The sequence below is a fragment of the Streptacidiphilus sp. EB103A genome, from assembly GCF_041261405.1.
GTDB lineage: Bacteria > Actinomycetota > Actinomycetes > Streptomycetales > Streptomycetaceae > Streptacidiphilus.
On sequence record NZ_JBGCAQ010000011.1, the window covers coordinates 81,021 to 97,916 of the forward strand.

A 16,896-nucleotide genomic window follows, 5' to 3' on the forward strand; every position below is an offset into this window, starting at 1 on the left:
CGCTGGGGTGCTGCGGCGCCGCGGGCGCCGTGGACGAGGCGCCGGTCACTTGCCGATGTTGTTGCCCCACAGCGTCTTGTCGTCGACGTTCGCCTTGGTCACCAGCGGGGCCGGCAGCTGGTCCTCCAGGCCGTTGGGCAGCTGGATGATGGTCGAGCCGTGGTCGGTCGGGCCCGGCGCGAAGGTCTTGCCCTGGACCGCGGCCTCCGCGTAGTACAGCGCGTACTTGGCGTAGAGGTCGGCGGGCTGGGAGATGGTGGCGTCGATCTGGCCCTTGCGGATGGCGTCGAACTCGGCCGGGATGCCGTCGTTGGAGATGATGGTGATGTGTCCGGCGGTGCCGGCCGGCTTGAGCAGGCCCTTCTGCTGCAGCAGGGCCAGGGTGGGCTGCAGGAACACCCCGCCGGCCTGCATGTAGAGGCCGTTGATGTCGGGGTGCTGGGCGAGCAGGGTCTGCAGCTTGCTGGAGGCGATCGAGCCGTCCCAGTTGGTCACCAGCGGATAGAACGTGATGCCGGGGAAGTTCTGCTTCATGCAGTCGGCGAAGGCCTCGGAGCGGTCCCGGCCGTTGATCGAGGTGAGGTCGCCCTCGAACTCGGCGACCTTGCCCTTGCCGGCCAGCTGCTTGCCCAGGAACTGGCAGGCGTTGGTGCCGTAGGCGCGGTTGTCGGCGCGGACCACCATGTAGACCTTGCCCTTGTCGGGCCGGGTGTCGACGCTCACCACCGGGATGTTCTTGGCGGCGAGGGCGTCCAGGGTGGAGGCGATGGCCCCGGTGTCCTGCGGGGCCATCACCACGGCCTTGGCCCCGGTGTTCTCGAAGACCTGGACGTTGGCGACCAGCTTGGTGATGTCGTTCTGCGAGTTGCTGATCGGCAGGGTGGCGGCGCCGGCGGCGGTGATGTCCTTGTTGACGTACTGGGCGTAGGAGTTCCAGAAGTCCGAGTCGGAGCGCGGCAGGTCGATGCCTATCGGCGATTTCGCCGAGCCGCCGGAAGCGGCGCTGGTGGTGCTGCCCCGGTTGCAGGCGGTGGCGAGGGCGGCGACGGCGAGGACGGTGGCTGCGGCGGCTGCGGTGCGGGATCGTGCGAGCTTCATTGCTCACTCTTCTCTGCCTGTGCGGTGGGTGTGCGCTGGGCGCAACGGAGAATACGAGTGCCGGAGTGCGGGCGACAAGGGGTGTCCTCCGATGAATTTTCGCGAAACCGGAGGGTTGTCGTCCGAAAACCCTCGGACCTGCGGACAAACCCCCGGATCGGCGGGAGAATTGCTGCTCCGATGCAGGGCTGCCAGGTCGGGATCCGGCGATTTCGGGCGAGTCCTCCGATGAATACTTGTGGGGAGGGCGGGGGCTGGGTAGAGTTCCCGGCAGTCGCGGACCGAGCCGGGAGAACCCGCCTCCGCTGCTTCCTGATGGAACCTCAAGAATGGGCACACAGCGTGAAGTTGATGCGCGTAGGACCGGTCGGTCAGGAGCGCCCGGCGCTCCTCGGTGCGGACGGCGTGCTGCGGGACCTCTCTGGCCTCACCTCCGACATCGACGGAGCCTTCCTGGCCGGCGGCGGGGTCGAGCGGGTCCGGGCGGCGGCCGCGGCCGGAGCGCTGCCGGTGCTGGACGGCGCCGGACTGCGCACCGGCGCACCGGTCGCGCGGCCCGGGAAGGTCGTCTGCATCGGGCTCAACTACCGGGACCACGCCGAGGAGACCGGCGCGGCGATCCCGCCCAGGCCGGTGGTCTTCATGAAGGACCCGGGCACGGTCGTCGGCCCGCAGGACCAGGTGCTGATCCCCAGGGGATCGGTGAAGACCGACTGGGAGGTGGAGCTGGCGGTGGTGATCGGCCGCCGGGCCCGCTACCTGGACTCGGTGCAGGAGGCCCGGCAGGCCGTCGCCGGCTACGCCGTCAGCAACGACGTGTCCGAGCGGGAGTTCCAGCTGGAGTACTCGGGCCAGTGGGACCTGGGCAAGTCCTGCGAGACCTTCAACCCGCTCGGCCCCTGGCTGGTCACCGCGGACGAGGTCGCCGACCCCCAGGACCTGGGACTGGCGCTGTCGGTGAACGGGACCGAGCGGCAGCGGTCCAGCACCAAGAACATGATCTTCAGCGTCGCCCACATCGTCCACTACCTGAGCCAGTACCTGGTGCTGGAGCCCGGCGACGTGATCAACACGGGGACCCCGGCAGGAGTCGCCCTCGGCCTGCCCGACCACCCCTACCTGCGACCCGGCGACGTCATGGAGCTCTCCATCGACGGTCTCGGCAGCCAGCGCCAGTCCCTCGTCCCGGCATGAGACGGCCGCCACATCGAGACCCGCACCGAGACCCGAGCACGAGAGGCCCCAGCATGCCCGCAGCAGCGGCGCGCGTCATCGCCGTCGACACCTACGACATCCGCTTCCCCACCTCGCGGTCGTTGGACGGTTCGGACGCGATGAACCCCGACCCCGACTACTCCGCCGCCTACCTGGTGCTGCGCACCGACGCCGGCGACGGGCTGGAGGGCCACGGCTTCAGCTTCACCATCGGGCGCGGCAACGAGGTCCAGGTCGCGGCGATCGAGGCGCTGCGCCCGCATGTGCTCGGGCGCTCCGTCAGCGAGCTGTGCGCCGACCCGGGGACGCTCTCCCGCGCCCTGATCGGCGACAGCCAGCTGCGCTGGCTCGGCCCCGAGAAGGGGGTGATGCACATGGCGATCGGCGCCGTCGTCAACGCCGTCTGGGACCTCGCCGCCAAGTCCGCGGGCAAGCCGCTGTGGCAGTTCCTCGCCGACGCCGACCCGGCCTGGCTGGTCAGCCAGGTCGACTTCCGCTACATCGCCGACGCGCTCACCCCCGCCGAGGCACTGGAGCTGCTCACCCGCGGCCGGGCCGGCCGCGCCGAGCGCGAAGCCGTGCTGCGCGCCGAGGGCTACCCCGCCTACACCACCTCGCCGGGCTGGCTCGGCTACTCCGACGAGAAGCTGACCCGGCTGGCCCACCAGGCGCTGGCCGACGGCTTCACCCAGATCAAGCTGAAGGTCGGCGCGGACCTGGCCGACGACATCCGCCGCTGCCGCGCCGCCAGGGCGGCCGTCGGTCCGGACATCAGGATGGCCGTCGACGCCAACCAGCGCTGGAACGTCGACGAGGCCGTCGCATGGACCCGGGCGCTGGGCGAGTTCGACCCGTACTGGATCGAGGAGCCCACCAGCCCCGACGACGTCCTCGGGCACGCGGCGATCAGGGCCGCGGTCGCCCCGGTGAAGGTGGCCACCGGCGAGCATGTGCAGAACCGCGTGGTGTTCAAGCAGCTGCTCCAGGCCGGGGCGATCGACGTGCTGCAGCTGGACGCGGCCCGGGTCGGCGGGGTCAACGAGAACCTGGCGATCCTGCTGCTGGCGGCCAGGTTCGGCGTCCCGGTCTGCCCGCACGCCGGCGGGGTGGGGCTGTGCGAGCTGGTCCAGCACCTGTCCATGTTCGACTTCGTCGCGCTGACCGGCACCACCGAGGACCGCGTCATCGAGTACGTGGACCATCTGCACGAGCACTTCCTCGCCCCGGTCGAGATCCGGCGCGGCCGCTACCTGGCCCCGACCGGGCCCGGCTTCTCCGCCCAGATGCGCCCCGAGTCGATCCTCCGCTACAGCTACCCCGACGGCGGCTTCTGGGCCGCCGACCTCCGCAACGAACCCCAGGAGCTGCCGGTATGAGCGAACTCTCCGGACTGCGCGCCCTGGTCACCGGCGGGTCCTCCGGCATCGGTCTGGCGACGGCGCTGCTGCTCGCCGACCGAGGCGCGGCGGTCGCCGTGCTGGACCGGGAGCCGCACGGCCTGCCCAAGGAGCTGACCGGCTTCAGCGCCGACGTCACCGACGACGCGGCCGTGCGGACCGCCGTCGCGGCGGCGGCCGAGGCGCTGGGCGGCCTCGATCTGCTGGTCAACAACGCCGGCATCGGCGCGGCCGGCACCGTCGAGTCCAACCCCGACGAGCAGTGGCTCCGGGTCCTGGACGTCAATGTGCTCGGCATCGTGCGCACCAGCCGCGCCGCCCTGCCCTACCTGCGCTCCTCGGCGCATGCCGCGATCGTCAACACCTGCAGCATCGCCGCCACCGCCGGGCTGCCGCAGCGCGCCCTGTACAGCGCGAGCAAGGGCGCGGTGCTCTCGCTCACCCTGGCCATGGCCGCCGACCACGTCCGCGAGGGCGTCCGGGTGAACTGCGTCAACCCCGGCACCGTGGACACCCCCTGGGTCGGCAGGCTGCTCGACGACGCCGAGGACCCGGCGGCCGAGCGGGCGGCGCTGATGGCCCGTCAGCCGCACGGCCGGCTGGTCACCGCGGAGGAGGTGGCCGCCGCCATCGCCTACCTGCTCAGCCCGGCCGCCGGATCCGTCACCGGTACCGCGCTGGCCGTCGACGGTGGTATGCAGGGCCTGCGCCTCCGGCCGCCCGCCGACAACTGAGAACCACCGCAACAAGAGAGCAGGAGAGCAGGGACGATGCGAACGCACCCGCTGGGCCGCAGCAAGACCGAGGTGACCGAGCTGTCCTTCGGCGCGGCCGGAATCGGCAGCCTGTTCACCGAGGTCAGCGAGCAGGACGCGGCCGAGGCCGTCGCGGCGGCCTGGGACGGGGGCATCCGCTCCTTCGACACCGCGCCGCACTACGGCCTCGGCCTGTCCGAGCGCAGACTGGGCGCGGCGCTGCGAGACCGTCCGCGCGCCGAGTACACCGTCTCCACCAAGGTCGGCCGGCTGCTGGTGCCCAACCCCGGCGCGACCGGCCTGGACGACCAGGGCTTCGCCGTCCCGGCCAGCCATCGCCGCGTCTGGGACTTCAGCGCCGACGGGGTCCGCCGCAGCCTGGAGCAGAGCCTGGTCCGGCTGGGCCTGGACCGCGTCGACACCGTCCTCCTCCACGACCCCGACGACCACGCCGAACAGGCCCTCACCGAGGCCTACCCGGCCCTGGAGCGCCTGCGCGCCGAGGGCGTCGTCGGTGCCATCGGCGTCGGCATGAACCAGACCGCGCTGCCGACCAGGTTCGTCCGCGAGACCGACCTGGACGTGGTGCTGCTCGCCGGGCGCCTCTCGCTGCTGGACGACAGCGGCCTGGACGAACTGCTGCCGGAGGCGGCCCGGCGCGGCGTCTCCGTGATCGTCGGCGGAGTCTTCAACTCCGGCCTGCTGGCGGACCCCCGGCCCGGCGCCACCTACGACTACGCCGCCGCCCCGGACGAACTGCTGAGCCGGGCGCTGCGGCTGCAGCAGGTGTGCGAGCGGCACGGCGTCCCGCTGCGCGCCGCCGCCGCCCGCTACCCGCTGCGGCAGCCCGCAGTCGCCGGAGTGCTGCTCGGCCTGCGCGACGCGGCCCAGGTCCAGGACGCGCTGGCGCAGTACCGGCGGGAGATCCCGGAGGCGCTCTGGGTCGACCTCGCCGAGTCGGAGGGGGTGCGCTGATGCGGGTGGCCCTGTTCATTACCTGCTTCAACGACACGCTGTACCCGGACACGGGGAAGGCGGTGGTGCGGCTGCTGGAGCGGCTGGGGCACACCGTGGAGTTCCCGCTCGACCAGACCTGCTGCGGGCAGATGCACTTCAACACCGGCTACCGCCCCGAGGCGACCCCGCTGGCCCGCCGCTTCAGCGAGGTGTTCGCCGGCTACGACGCCGTGGTCAGCCCCTCGGCCTCCTGCACCGGCATGGTGCGCGACAGTCACGAGCTGCTGACCGGTCAGCGGCCGCCGCGGGTGTACGAGCTCTCGGAGTTCCTGGTGGACGTGCTCGGGGTGACCGACGTGGGCGCGTACTTCCCGCACCGGGTGACCTACCACCCCACCTGCCACTCGCTGCGGATGCTGCGAGTGGGGGACAAGCCGCTGCGGCTGCTGCGCGCGGTCAAGGGCATCGACCTGGTCGAGCTCCCCGCCGCCGACTCCTGCTGCGGCTTCGGCGGCACCTTCGCCCTCAAGAACGCCGGGACGTCGGCGGCGATGCTCGCCGACAAGGCCGACTGCGTACTCGGGACCGGCGCCGAGGTGCTCTCCGCCGCCGACAACTCCTGCCTGATGCACATCGGTGGCGGGCTCTCACGGCTCCGTTCGGGCGTGCGGACGCTGCACCTGGCCGAGATCCTCGCCGCGACGGAAGGAGACGCCTGATGACGACCGGCACCGGCGACGGCCTGATCTGGCTGGACACCCCGGCCTTCCCCGAGGCCGCCAGGACCGCCCTCGCCGACACCCAGCTGCGCGGCAATCTCCGCAAGGCCACCGGCACCATCCGCGACAAGCGCCTCGCGGTGACCGGCGAACTGGGCGACTGGGAGCAGCTGCGCGAGGCCGGGGCCGCGCTCAAGCGTCGGACCCTCCGTCATCTCGACCGCTATCTGGTCGAGTTGGAGGAGTCGGTGACCAGGGCCGGCGGCACGGTGCACTGGGCCGCCGACGCGGACGAGGCCAACCGGATCGTCACCGGCCTGGTGCAGGCCGCGGGCGCGGACGAGGTGGTCAAGGTCAAGTCGATGGCCACCCAGGAGATCGGCCTCAACGAGGCCCTCGCCGAGGCCGGGATCGCCGCCTACGAGACCGATCTGGCCGAGCTGATCGTGCAGTTGGGCCGGGACCGGCCCTCGCACATCCTGGTTCCGGCGATCCACCGCAACCGCGGCGAGATCCGGGGCATCTTCCAGCGCGAGATGGCCGCCTGGGGCCGCCCGGCCCCCGAGGGCCTCACCGACGAACCGCGGGCGCTGGCCGAGGCGGCCAGGCTGCACCTGCGGGAGAAGTTCCTCCGGGCCCGGGTAGCCGTCTCCGGGGCCAACTTCGCGATCGCCGAGACCGGGACGGTGGGGGTGGTGGAGTCCGAGGGCAACGGCCGGATGTGTCTGACCCTGCCGCAGACCCTGATCACCGTGATGGGCATCGAGAAGGTGCTGCCCGCCTGGTCGGACCTGGAGGTGTTCCTGCAACTGCTGCCACGCAGCTCCACCGGCGAGCGGATGAACCCCTACACCTCCACCTGGACCGGCCGCACCCCCGGCGACGGCCCGCAGGACTTCCATCTGGTGCTGCTGGACAACGGCCGCACCGCCACCCTGGCCGACACCGTCGGCCGCCAGGCGCTGGCCTGCATCCGCTGCTCGGCCTGCCTGAACGTCTGCCCGGTCTACGAGCGCACCGGCGGCCACGCCTACGGCTCGGTCTACCCCGGGCCGATCGGCGCGGTGCTCACGCCGCAACTGGCCGGGGTCGACAAGGCGCCGTCGCTGCCGTTCGCCTCCACCCTGTGCGGGGCCTGCTACGACGCCTGCCCGGTGAAGATCAACATCCCCGAGGTGCTGGCCCATCTGCGGGCCGAGGTGGTCGAGGCCAAGCGCCGCGGCCGCCGCACGCCGACCCCCGAGGCGCTGGTGATGAAGGCCGCAGCGGCCGCGCTGGCCAACCCGCGCCGGCTGGCCGCCGCTCAGCGCACGGCCCGGCTGGGCAGCCATCTGCTGGCCCGCAAGGGACGCATCGGCCGGCTGCCGGGACCGCTGCGTGCCTGGTCCGACACCCGGGACAGCCCGCAGCCCCCGGCCGAGACCTTCCGTGCCTGGTGGCAGCGCACGCATCCAGCGGAGACGCATTCAGGAGAGAGCAGATGAGCGCCCGCGACACCGTGCTCGGACGGATCCGTGCCGCCCTCGCGGACGTCCCCGCCGACGAGGCCCCGCAGGACGTCCTGGTCGTCCGGGACTACCTGTCCAGCCATGCCGGGGCCGACCCGACCGGCCTGTTCGCGGCCCGGGTCGCCGACTACCGCGCCGAGGTGGTCCGGACCGGCCCCGGGGACGCGAAGCATGCCGTCGGCGACGCCCTGCGGCGCAGGGGGGTGCGGAGCCTGGTGGTGCCGCCCGGCTTTCCCGAGGAGTTCCTCCCGGACGGCCCCTGGCAGCGGCTCGGCGACGACCCGCACCTGACGGTCGCCGAACTCGACGCGGCGGACGGGGTGTTGACCACCGCGGCGGTCGGCATCGCGGTCACCGGCACCATCGTGCTGGACACCGGACCGGGGCAGGGCCGCCGCGCGCTCACCCTGCTGCCCGACTACCACCTGTGCGTGGTCCGCGAGGAGCAGATCGTCGGCGATGTGCCGGAGGCCCTCGCCGCGCTCGACCCGGCCTGTCCGCTGACCTTCGTCTCCGGACCATCGGCCACCAGCGACATCGAACTCGACCGGGTCGAGGGTGTGCACGGGCCGCGCACCCTCGTCGTCGTCCTCGTCGGAACGGAGCCGACCGTATGAGGGTCGCCCTGCACACCCGGGTCCGCGCCGACCGGATCGAGGCCTACGAGCAGGCCCACCGCGAGGTCCCGGCCGAGCTCACCGCCGCCATCCGCGCGGCCGGCGCCAGCTCCTGGACGATCTGGCGCAGCGGCACCGACCTGTTCCACCTGCTGGACTGCGCCGACTACCCTGCGCTGCTGGCGGCGCTGGAGCAGCTGCCGGTGAACATCGCCTGGCAGGCCAGGATGGCCGAACTCCTGGACGTCGCCCACGACTACTCGGCCGATGGCGGCTCGGCGGTCCTGCCGGTGGTGTGGCAACTGTGAGCCCGGACGGCACGTTCGGCGTCGTGGACGCCCACCACCACGTCTGGGACCTCTCGGTCCGCGACCAGGACTGGATCACCGGTCCCGAACTCGCCCCGCTGCGCCGTGACTTCACCCTGGCCGAGCTGGAACCGCAGGCGCGGGCGGCCGGGGTCGGCGCCACTGTGCTGGTGCAGACGGTCACGGTGGCCGAGGAGACCCCGGAATTCCTCGCGCTCGCGGCGGGCAGCGAGCTGGTCGCCGGAGTCGTCGGCTGGACCGACCTGACCGCTCCCGACGTCGCCGACACCCTTGCCGAGCTGTGCGAAGGACCGGGCGGCGGGTACCTGGTCGGCATCCGGCACCAGGTGCAGGGCGAGCCCGACCCCGACTGGCTCATCCGTCCCGACGTGCTGCGCGGCCTGGCCGCTGTGGCCGCAGCGGGTCTGGCCTACGACCTGCTGGTGCTCCCGCAGCAGCTGCCGGCAGCCGCCCGGGCCGCCGAACTGCTGCCCGGGCTCACCCTCGTCCTGGACCACCTGGGAAAGCCGCCGGTCGGATCGGGGGAGACGGAGCCCTGGGCGAGCCGGCTGCGCGAGCTGGCACTGCGCCCCAACGTCCACGCCAAGCTCTCCGGCCTGGTCACCGAGGCCGACTGGCAGAGCTGGACCACCGCCGATCTGCGTCCCTACGCCGAGACGGCGCTGGACGCCTTCGGCCCCGGCCGGCTGATGGCCGGCTCGGACTGGCCGGTGTGCACCCTCGCGGCGGACTACGGACGGGTCCTGGACACCGCCCGCGACCTCATCTCGGCGCTCGGCCGCGATGAGCGGGAGGCGGTACTGGGCGGCACCGCGGTGCGCGCCTACCGGCTGCGGACAGCGTGAGGGCCCCGCCGTCCGCAGCCAGTAGGAGGCGCGGACGGCGAGGCCCTCACGGCATCAGCCTGTCAGTCGATCGAGTCGATCAGACCGGGCGGATGTTCTCCGCCTGCGGGCCCTTGGGGCCCTGCGTGACGTCGAACTCGACCTTCTGGCCCTCGAGGAGCTCGCGGAAGCCCTGGGCGTTGATGTTCGAGTAGTGGGCGAAGACGTCGGCGCCGCCGCCGTCCTGCTCGATGAAGCCGAAGCCCTTTTCGGCGTTGAACCACTTAACGGTTCCACTGGCCATGATCTGTCTCCTTCAGGGGCAGAGTTCGGACCCCGCACTGTGCGGTGTCCGAGTCGCCGCGATGATCGCCCCGCTCCGGCTGCGACAAGACACAAAAGGCCGGAAAAACAAAAGTGCGCCCGCGGTTACTGTTAACCCGCCAGGCGCACACAACGTTCATGGGAACACCAAAACTGCAACGTCTTCAAAGCTAGCACACGCCGCGCCGAAGCAGCCGTTCTTTCCGTCCGGGTCAGGCTGTGCAAGGCTGGACTGTACGGACGCCACCCCCGTCCCCCGAGAATCCCTCCCCCCGACTGCGAGGCACGATGCGCGTCACCATCGCCGGCTGCTCCTTCTATCTCCAGGCGAACGAGGTCGTCGCGCTGATGAAGGACATCAAGGCCGAGCCGGTCACCGGCGAGTCGGTCCGGATCGGACGGCGCAACTACCCGATCAAGCAGGTCGGCGCCGTGATCACCAAGCAGGACCGGCGCGACTTCAGCGCCGCCGACGTCATCCGGGCGATGGAGAAGCTCGGCTTCACCTGCAGCCCGGCACCCGCGCCGGAGCCCGCCCCGGTCGCCCAGCCCGAGCCCAGTACCGAGCAGCTCTGGCAGTAACCGCTAGCGGGACGCCGACGGGTCCGGCTGCGCGTCCAGATAGACCCACACGCCCCCCTCGCGGATGAACCTGCTGTTCTCGTGCAGCACGCCCTCCTCGCCGCCCTCGGCGAAGTGGGCCCGGAACTCGACCGTGCCCGCGAGGTGGAACGGGCCGCCCTCGCTGCTGCCCAGCACCTCCAGCCGCAGCCAGCGCTGCCCCGGATCGAGGGCCAGCGCTGCGGGCCGGGTGCTGGAGTGCCAGCTGCGCAGCAGATAGGCGGTGTCGCCGACGGCGAAGGCGCTGTAGCGGGAGCGCATCAGCAACTCGGCGGTGGCGGGGGCGGGCACGGGGGCCCGGCCCGGCTCGGGCGCGGTGGCGGCGTGGAAGGGGCGGCAGCATTCCTCGTACGGCTTGCCGAAGCCGCAGGGGCAGTCGGCGTCGAGCGGAAACGTTGCTGCGGGGGCAGCCGTTCTGCGCGTGCCGGTCTTCGCCGTGGTGCTGTTACTGCTGCGCGCCTTGCTGGTGCGGGCCTTGCTGCGTCGGGACATCCCTCGATTGTGCCCGCTCCGAACCCCGGTCGGGCCGCGAGCCGCACCCGGTCACTCTCCGGGGTGGCCCTCGGCACCCTCCTGGGGTGCATTCCGGGGTGCTTTGCGAGGCGGCGGAGCCTCGGGCGGCTGATCGCCGAAGGCGATGCTCACCTCCTGCCCCGGCCGCCGTTCCTGCTGCCGCACCAGGGCGTCCAGCACCTCCCGGTCCGCCCGGGTCAGCGGCGCCGCGTTCATCAGCGCGCGGGGCCACAGCTGGCGGGCTCGCACCACATTGGCCTCGGCCGCGTACAGGGTGATCAGTGCGGCGAGGTGGAGCCAGGCGGCCAGCCCGAGGACGGTGCCGAAGAAGCCGTAGACCTGGGTGGAGTGCCGCAGTTGATGGGCCACCAGAATGCCGCCGAAGGTCTGCAGCGCGGTCCAGGCCGGACCCGCGGCCAGGCAGCCCGGCAGGAGTTGACGGAGCGTCACCTCATCCGGGGTCAGGATGCGGAAACAGACCAGATAGAGGCCGCTGTTGACGGCCAGCGAGCCGAGCAGCCCGCCGATCCAGGCCAGGGCGCCGTGCGCGATGAAGCCGACCAGCCCGGCCGTGGCGGTACTGAGGGCCAATCCGAGGCCCAGTGCCACCAGCATCAGCAGCCCGCGCCCCATCCGGTCGAAGAAGCCGGGGCGCTCGGTGTCGGGGATGTTCCACACCTGCGCCATGGCGAACTGCAGGATCTGGGTCATCCCCAGTGAGCCGTAGAGCAGCCCGACGGCGCCGATGGCGACGGCGGCCCCGGTGCCCTGCAGGGAGTGCACGTTCTGCTGCAGCTGGTTGCCGATGATGGGGAAGTCGGCGAGGGCGGAGTGCAGCACGGCCCGCTGTGCGGCGGGGTTGCCGTGCAGCACGAAGCCAAGTCCCGTGGTGAGCAGCAGAAGCAGCGGGAACACCGCCGCGAAGGCGTAGTAGGTGATCAGTACGGCGAGCTGGCCGCCGTGGTCGTCGCCGAACTTCTTGACCACGCCGACCACGAACCCCGGGACGCGGCGCCGCTGTTGGGCGCGGTCCGCCGAGTGCAGTACCCGTTCGAAGATGTTCACCGCGTGTCTCCGCCTGTCCCCGTCCCCGTCGTACCGAGCAGTCGGCGTCCGTCAGGTTATCTGCCCTGATCCGCCCGGAGGACACCGGACCCGGTTACTCACGATCGCCAAACGTGGTTAAGGTAAGCCTCACCTAACCAAAGCGTTGGCAAAGTGATCGGAGCGACCGTGCGTATGGTGCGGATGAAGGCATTCCTGGCCGTGGCCCTCGTCGGCGGCCTGCTGGCCGGCTGTTCGTCCGGGGACGGCGGCGGGAGCGGGGGCAGCGGTAGTGCGACCGCCGGAACGCGCAATCTCGTTGCCGGAGCCTCCCAGGGGCCCTCGGTCGCGCCCAGTGCCCTGGCCAAGGGCATGGGGTCCGACCAGACGACCGACGGGGTCTTTCCGCGTACCGTCGGGCACTTCGAGGGCAGCACCACGGTCAAGGCGCAGCCCACCAGGATCGCCGTGCTCAGCACCGGGCAGCTCGACGACCTGCTCTCCCTCGGCGTCGTGCCCACGGTCACCACCCGTGCCCAGAACGCCGGGCTGGTGCCGGACTACCTCGCCCAGGCCTTCCCGCAGGACAAGAAGCAGCTGGCCGCGATGGCCGACGCGGGCACCCGTACCGCGCCCAATCTGGAGGCGCTCGCCGCCGCCAAGCCCGACCTCATCCTCGTCAACGACTCCCTCGGCGACCTCTACCCCAAGCTCGCCAAGATCGCGCCGACTGTCGTCACCGCGGGCAACGGCATCAACTGGAAGCGCGATCTGCTGCTCGTGGGAGCCGCCGTCGGCAAGGGGCAGGCCGCGCAGAAGCTGCTCGACAGCTACACCGAGGACGCCGCCGCGGCGGGGAAGCCGCTCGGGGCGCCCACGGTCTCCATGGTGCGGTTCACCGCGGACCGTACCCGCATGTTCGGCGTGTCCTCCTTCACCGGGTCCATCGCCGTGGACATGGGGCTCAAGCGGCCCAAGGCCCAGCAGTTCAACGCCGTCTCGGAGGACGTCGGGGCGGAGAGCATCGACACCGTGGACGGCGACTGGATCTTCTACTCGGTGCAGGGGGACGCGTCCAAGACCGACGCCGGATCCGTCCTCGCCGGGCCGCTGTGGAAGTCCATGGGCGCGGTCAAGGCCGGGCACACCGTCAAGGTCGACGACGACCCGTGGTACCTCAACGCCGGGCCGGCCGCCGCGCAGATCGTCGTGAAGCAGCTCGCAGCCGCCCTCGCCAAGTGAGCACGGCCACCGGCCGTACGGCCGGCACCGTCTGGCTGGCCGTGGGCCTGGGGCTGGCGGTCGGCGCCGCCGCCCTCAGCCTGTGCGTCGGGACCCGGCCGGTGTCGCCGGGAGCGGTCGTCAACGCCCTGGTGCACGGCGGGAGTTCACCGGACGCGCTGGTCGTCCGGTCGCTGCGGGTGCCGCGTACGACGGTCGGTCTGCTGGCCGGCGCTGCGCTGGGCGTCGCGGGGGCGGGGCTCCAGGCGGTCACCCGCAACCCGCTGGCCGACCCGGGGATCCTCGGGCTGAGCCAGGGCGCGGCCGCCGGAGTCGTGATCGCGATCTCCTTCGGGCTCGCCAACGGGTTCGACGGGTACGTCCGGTACGCCTTCGCCGGCGCCGTCCTCGCGGCGTGCGTGGTGTACGCCATCGCCTCGCGTGGGCGCGGCGGGGCCTCCCCGGTGAAGCTCGCGCTGGCCGGGACCGCGCTGGCGGCGATGGTGGCCGGTGCCAACACCGTTGTGCTGACCTCAAGTTCGGCCACGCTGGACCAGTTCCGGTTCTGGCAGGTGGGCGCGCTCAGCGGGCGGGACGCGGGGACGGCCGGGCGGATGCTGCCGTTCGTCATGGTGGGCGCGGTCCTGGTGCTGGCCTGCGCACGCGGCCTCGACGCGCTCGCCCTCGGGGACGACACCGCGCACTCGCTGGGCCACCGGGTCCAGCTGGTACGAGGCTGTACGGCGCTCGGCGCCACCCTGCTCACCGCCGCCGCGGTGGCCGCTGCCGGGCCGATCGCGTTCATCGGGCTCGCCGTGCCGCACCTCGCCCGCCGGCTGGTCTCCGCCGACCACCGTTGGGTGCTGCCGCTGTCGGCCTTGCTCGGTGCGGCACTCCTGGTCGGCGCGGACGTGGCGGGCCGGGTGGTGCGGCCTCCGGCGGAGGTGCCGGCCGGGGTGATGACGGCGCTGGTGGGGGTGCCGGTGCTGGTGCTCCTGGTGCGGCGCAGCAAGGCGGTGGGTGCGTGACGTCGCCCCCGGCTCCGGCTCCGGCCCCGTCCTCCAGGGCCTACCCCCGCTCGGCCGGCCTGGTCGCCCTCCGCCACCGCCGCTTCTCGCTGCTCCTCCACCGCCGCTCCGCAGCCCTCGCCGTAGCCCTGCTCCTGCTGCTCGCCACCCTCATGTTGGCCTCCGCCTGCCTCGGTCTGACCTACGCCTCCCCGGCCGAGGTCTGGCGCGTCCTGTGCGGTGAACCGAACCTGGTGGTCGGGGAGTTGCGGCTGCCGCGGATCGTGCTCGGGGCGTTGGTCGGCGCCGCGCTCGGGGTGTCCGGGGCCCTGGTGCAGAGCGTCACCCGCAATCCGCTTGCCAGCCCGGACGTCATCGGCGTCGGGCACGGGGCCGCCGCTGCGACCGTCCTCGCGCTGGCCACCGGAACCGTCGCCTCCCCGGGCGCGCTCCCCGCCGTCTCCGTGGCCGGCGGGCTCGCGGCCGCCGCGCTGGTGTACGTCCTCGCCTGGCGGTACGGCATGCAGCCGAGCCGGTTCGTGCTGACCGGCGTCGGGATCGGGGTGGCGCTCTCGGCCGTGGTGCAGCTGTACATGACCGAGAGCGAGCTCGCCGAGGCCGAGCAGGTCAAGCTGTGGCTGACCGGCAGCCTGAACGGGCGCGGCTGGGCGCAGGCGGGTCCGCTCGCCCTGGTGCTGCTCCTCTCGCTGCCCGCCCTGGTGTGGGCGGGCCGGGCGCTGTCCGTGCTCGGCCTCGACGACGAGACCGCAGCCGGTCTCGGGGTACGGGTCCAGCGGACCCGGCTCGCGCTGACCGTCCTCGGAGTGCTCCTCGCGGCGACCGCCACCGGTGCCGCAGGGCCGATCGGGTTCGTCGCGCTCACCGCACCCCAGCTGGCCCGCCGCCTCACCCGTACCCCTCAACTGCCGCTCGCGGCCTCCGCGTTGACCGGCGCGATCATCGTGGTAGGCGCCGACCTGGCCGCCCGCACTCTGCTGCCCCCGCTGGAGATCCCGGTCGGCGCCCTCACCGCTCTGATCGGCGGACCGTACCTGCTCTGGCTGCTCGGCCGGGAGCGCCGCGGCGGTCGCTAGCGGAAGCGAGTGAGCTTGCGCTTCCCGGCCGCGCGCCGGACGGCGGGCAGTCGCCGGTCCGCCTCGGCGACGGCGGCCCGCTGGCCCGCGTAGAGGACGCCGTAGCCGAAGCCCTCCTCGCCGGCCCGGTGCGCGGCCGCGGCCAGCTCCGGCAGCGCGGCGCAGGCCAGCAGTGCGTCCTGGCGCTCCCCGAGCAGTTCCTGCAGGTCCTTCATCCGGGCGGCCAGCATCCCGGCGGATTTCCCCACCGTGGCGCGGGCGCCCTCGGCGGCGTAGCGGGCCCGCTTGGCGGCCTTGCGCGCCTCGTGCAGGGCCTGGTCGTGCTGCGGGCCGGCCGGGGCGGCGGACGCCTCGACGAGGCGCAGGGCGACCCGCTGCTGCTCCCGGCGCGCGGTGCGGCGGAACTCCGTGACGGCGCCCCGGCGGGCCCGGCCGCGCATCGGCGGCCTGGCGGCCAGCGCCTCCAGGGCGTCCAGCAGGATGAAGTAGCGCGGGCTGTCCAGGGTGGCGACCGCGCGCTTCCAGGAGCGCCGGTACTCCGCCGACGTCCAGCCGTCGATCCGCTCCCGCACCGGGCCCGGGCACTCCGCCGACGGCAGCCGTCCGATCTCCGCGCCGAGCCTGGCCCCCAGCACCTCCCGGTCGCGGGCCTCGCCGAGCACCGCGCCGAGCCAGCGGAGCTCCTCGGCCAGCGCCTGGCAGGGCTCGTCGGCCAGCAGCCGCCGATGGGTGCGCAGGGTGCTGCGCAGCCGGCGCACCGCGACCCGCATCCTGTGCACCGCGTCGAACTCGTCCGCGCGGACGGCCGGGTCCAGCGCGATCAGCTGCTCGGTCTGCCCGCGCAACAGCGCGGTGACGGCGCCGCCGATGGTGCCGGGCCCGGTCCGGGCCTGCTGCGCGCGGTCCCGTTTGCCGTGCTGTCTGTTCGCGTCGGGCCGGACGGTCTCCCGTCCCAGCGCGCGGGCCAGCTTGGAGCGGCTGACGGACCGCCGCAGCCCGGCGCGGGCGAGCCGCTGCTCCACCGCGTCCAGCAGCTCGGTGCCGCCCTTGACCAGCTCGGCCTCGACCTCGGTCCACGCGGTCGGCACGGCGGAGCTGCCGCCGCCGTTGTGGTGGGCGGTCCCGTTCCGCTGGGCCGGGATCGCCGGCTGCGCGGGGGACCGCTCCGGGGCCAGTACCTGCGCCGACACGGCGTCCTGGGCCACCTCGGCCAGGGACCGGTGCTCGCTGTCCAGCAGCAGTCGGCGGAGCCGGTGGGTGCGCAGATGTACGATCGGGACCAGCTTCTCACCCCGCGCGTAGGCCCGGGTACGCTGCGTGAACACGCGGGGCACCCGCCCCGGCGCGCCGGCGCTCAGCGGCAGCTGCACCTCGCGGCGCTCGTCCGGGCCGACCGGGAGCTTCAGATGCCAGCCGGCGTCGTGCCCGCCGGTGCGGCGGCGCAGGGTGACACCGTGGTCGAGCAGCCGGAGGTCGAGGGTGTCGTAGTAGACCGCATCGAGGTCCTCGACGCCGGGATCGGACACCTCGGCGACGCCGGGGAGCCCGTCCAGGGCCGGGAAGGCCGCGTCCACCAGGCCGTCGAACTTGCGTTCTTTCTCGATGCGGCTGTTCTTCATGTCCCTTCCTTGCCCAACACCAGCAGCCCCATAC

The 16,896-nt window shown here is 72.8% G+C and carries 18 protein-coding genes; 13 read left to right on the plus strand and 5 right to left on the minus strand.

The genetic code is table 11. The features are described from left to right. Positions 1-45: 45 nt before the first annotated feature. Positions 46-1,098, minus strand: coding sequence for a sugar ABC transporter substrate-binding protein (locus ABH941_RS19385; RefSeq protein WP_370130662.1), 1,053 nt, complete (start codon positions 1,096-1,098; stop codon positions 46-48). Positions 1,099-1,440: 342 nt separating this feature from the next. On the opposite strand from ABH941_RS19385, the gene ABH941_RS19390 reads away from it, so the two are divergent. Genes ABH941_RS19390 through ABH941_RS19430 form a run of 9 tightly spaced genes read left to right on the plus strand, consistent with a single transcriptional unit; the run spans position 1,441 to position 9,440 of the window. Further along, entirely contained in the window at positions 1,441-2,292 is an 852-nt protein-coding gene (locus ABH941_RS19390; RefSeq protein ID WP_370130664.1) for a fumarylacetoacetate hydrolase family protein, read from the plus strand. A 53-nt stretch (positions 2,293-2,345) separates the two neighbouring features. Continuing rightward, positions 2,346-3,689: an enolase C-terminal domain-like protein gene (locus ABH941_RS19395; protein WP_370130666.1), complete on the plus strand. Its 1,344-nt coding sequence runs from the start codon at positions 2,346-2,348 to the stop codon at positions 3,687-3,689. After that, the gene (locus tag ABH941_RS19400) at positions 3,686-4,444 is read left to right on the plus strand and encodes an SDR family NAD(P)-dependent oxidoreductase (protein ID WP_370130667.1); all 759 of its coding nucleotides are present in this window, start codon (positions 3,686-3,688) and stop codon (positions 4,442-4,444) included. The genes ABH941_RS19395 and ABH941_RS19400 overlap by 4 nt, the downstream gene beginning before the upstream one ends. Before the next feature lie 36 nt (positions 4,445-4,480). Beyond that, positions 4,481-5,440, plus strand: a complete 960-nt coding sequence (locus tag ABH941_RS19405) for an aldo/keto reductase (protein ID WP_370130669.1) — start codon at positions 4,481-4,483, stop codon at positions 5,438-5,440. Beyond that, positions 5,440-6,141, plus strand: a complete 702-nt coding sequence (locus ABH941_RS19410; protein ID WP_370130671.1) for a (Fe-S)-binding protein — start codon at positions 5,440-5,442, stop codon at positions 6,139-6,141. Before ABH941_RS19405 ends, ABH941_RS19410 begins: the two co-directional genes overlap by 1 nt. Beyond that, a complete protein-coding gene (locus ABH941_RS19415) occupies positions 6,141-7,625 on the plus strand; it encodes a LutB/LldF family L-lactate oxidation iron-sulfur protein (RefSeq protein WP_370130673.1) in 1,485 nt (494 codons plus the stop codon). Before ABH941_RS19410 ends, ABH941_RS19415 begins: the two co-directional genes overlap by 1 nt. Further along, a complete protein-coding gene (locus tag ABH941_RS19420; protein WP_370130674.1) occupies positions 7,622-8,266 on the plus strand; it encodes a lactate utilization protein C in 645 nt (214 codons plus the stop codon). The genes ABH941_RS19415 and ABH941_RS19420 overlap by 4 nt, the downstream gene beginning before the upstream one ends. Beyond that, positions 8,263-8,574: an L-rhamnose mutarotase gene (locus ABH941_RS19425; protein ID WP_134005009.1), complete on the plus strand. Its 312-nt coding sequence runs from the start codon at positions 8,263-8,265 to the stop codon at positions 8,572-8,574. Before ABH941_RS19420 ends, ABH941_RS19425 begins: the two co-directional genes overlap by 4 nt. Continuing rightward, positions 8,571-9,440 (plus strand): amidohydrolase, encoded by an 870-nt coding sequence (locus tag ABH941_RS19430; protein WP_370130675.1) that lies wholly within the window; start codon positions 8,571-8,573, stop codon positions 9,438-9,440. Before ABH941_RS19425 ends, ABH941_RS19430 begins: the two co-directional genes overlap by 4 nt. Before the next feature lie 79 nt (positions 9,441-9,519). Here the strand turns inward: ABH941_RS19430 and ABH941_RS19435 are convergent, their stop codons facing one another. After that, positions 9,520-9,723 carry a cold-shock protein gene (locus tag ABH941_RS19435; RefSeq protein WP_134005013.1) on the minus strand — a complete coding sequence of 68 codons (204 nt, stop codon included), beginning with the start codon at positions 9,721-9,723 and terminating at the stop codon, positions 9,520-9,522. A 308-nt stretch (positions 9,724-10,031) separates the two neighbouring features. On the opposite strand from ABH941_RS19435, the gene ABH941_RS19440 reads away from it, so the two are divergent. After that, a complete protein-coding gene (locus tag ABH941_RS19440; RefSeq protein WP_134005015.1) occupies positions 10,032-10,325 on the plus strand; it encodes an SCO5918 family protein in 294 nt (97 codons plus the stop codon). Positions 10,326-10,328: 3 nt separating this feature from the next. Here ABH941_RS19440 and ABH941_RS19445 read toward each other — a convergent pair whose 3' ends face one another. Together ABH941_RS19445 and ABH941_RS19450 are read right to left on the minus strand one after the other, a co-directional pair. Beyond that, positions 10,329-10,856, minus strand: a complete 528-nt coding sequence (locus tag ABH941_RS19445; RefSeq protein ID WP_370130676.1) for a YchJ family protein — start codon at positions 10,854-10,856, stop codon at positions 10,329-10,331. Between the two features lie 51 nt (positions 10,857-10,907). Beyond that, positions 10,908-11,942 (minus strand): YihY/virulence factor BrkB family protein, encoded by a 1,035-nt coding sequence (locus ABH941_RS19450; protein ID WP_370130678.1) that lies wholly within the window; start codon positions 11,940-11,942, stop codon positions 10,908-10,910. 174 nt (positions 11,943-12,116) lie between these two features. On the opposite strand from ABH941_RS19450, the gene ABH941_RS19455 reads away from it, so the two are divergent. From ABH941_RS19455 to ABH941_RS19465, 3 genes are read left to right on the plus strand one after another with little or no spacing between them, the layout of a single operon-like run. Next, the gene (locus ABH941_RS19455; protein WP_370130831.1) at positions 12,117-13,163 is read left to right on the plus strand and encodes an iron-siderophore ABC transporter substrate-binding protein; all 1,047 of its coding nucleotides are present in this window, start codon (positions 12,117-12,119) and stop codon (positions 13,161-13,163) included. Beyond that, on the plus strand, positions 13,160-14,170 hold the full coding sequence (locus tag ABH941_RS19460) for a FecCD family ABC transporter permease (RefSeq protein ID WP_370130679.1): 1,011 nt from the start codon (positions 13,160-13,162) through the stop codon (positions 14,168-14,170). The genes ABH941_RS19455 and ABH941_RS19460 overlap by 4 nt, the downstream gene beginning before the upstream one ends. Continuing rightward, positions 14,167-15,243, plus strand: coding sequence for a FecCD family ABC transporter permease (locus tag ABH941_RS19465; protein ID WP_370130680.1), 1,077 nt, complete (start codon positions 14,167-14,169; stop codon positions 15,241-15,243). Before ABH941_RS19460 ends, ABH941_RS19465 begins: the two co-directional genes overlap by 4 nt. Here the strand turns inward: ABH941_RS19465 and ABH941_RS19470 are convergent. Continuing rightward, positions 15,240-16,862 (minus strand): CHAD domain-containing protein, encoded by a 1,623-nt coding sequence (locus tag ABH941_RS19470; protein ID WP_370130682.1) that lies wholly within the window; start codon positions 16,860-16,862, stop codon positions 15,240-15,242. The genes ABH941_RS19465 and ABH941_RS19470 overlap by 4 nt on opposite strands. Positions 16,863-16,896: the final 34 nt, after the last annotated feature.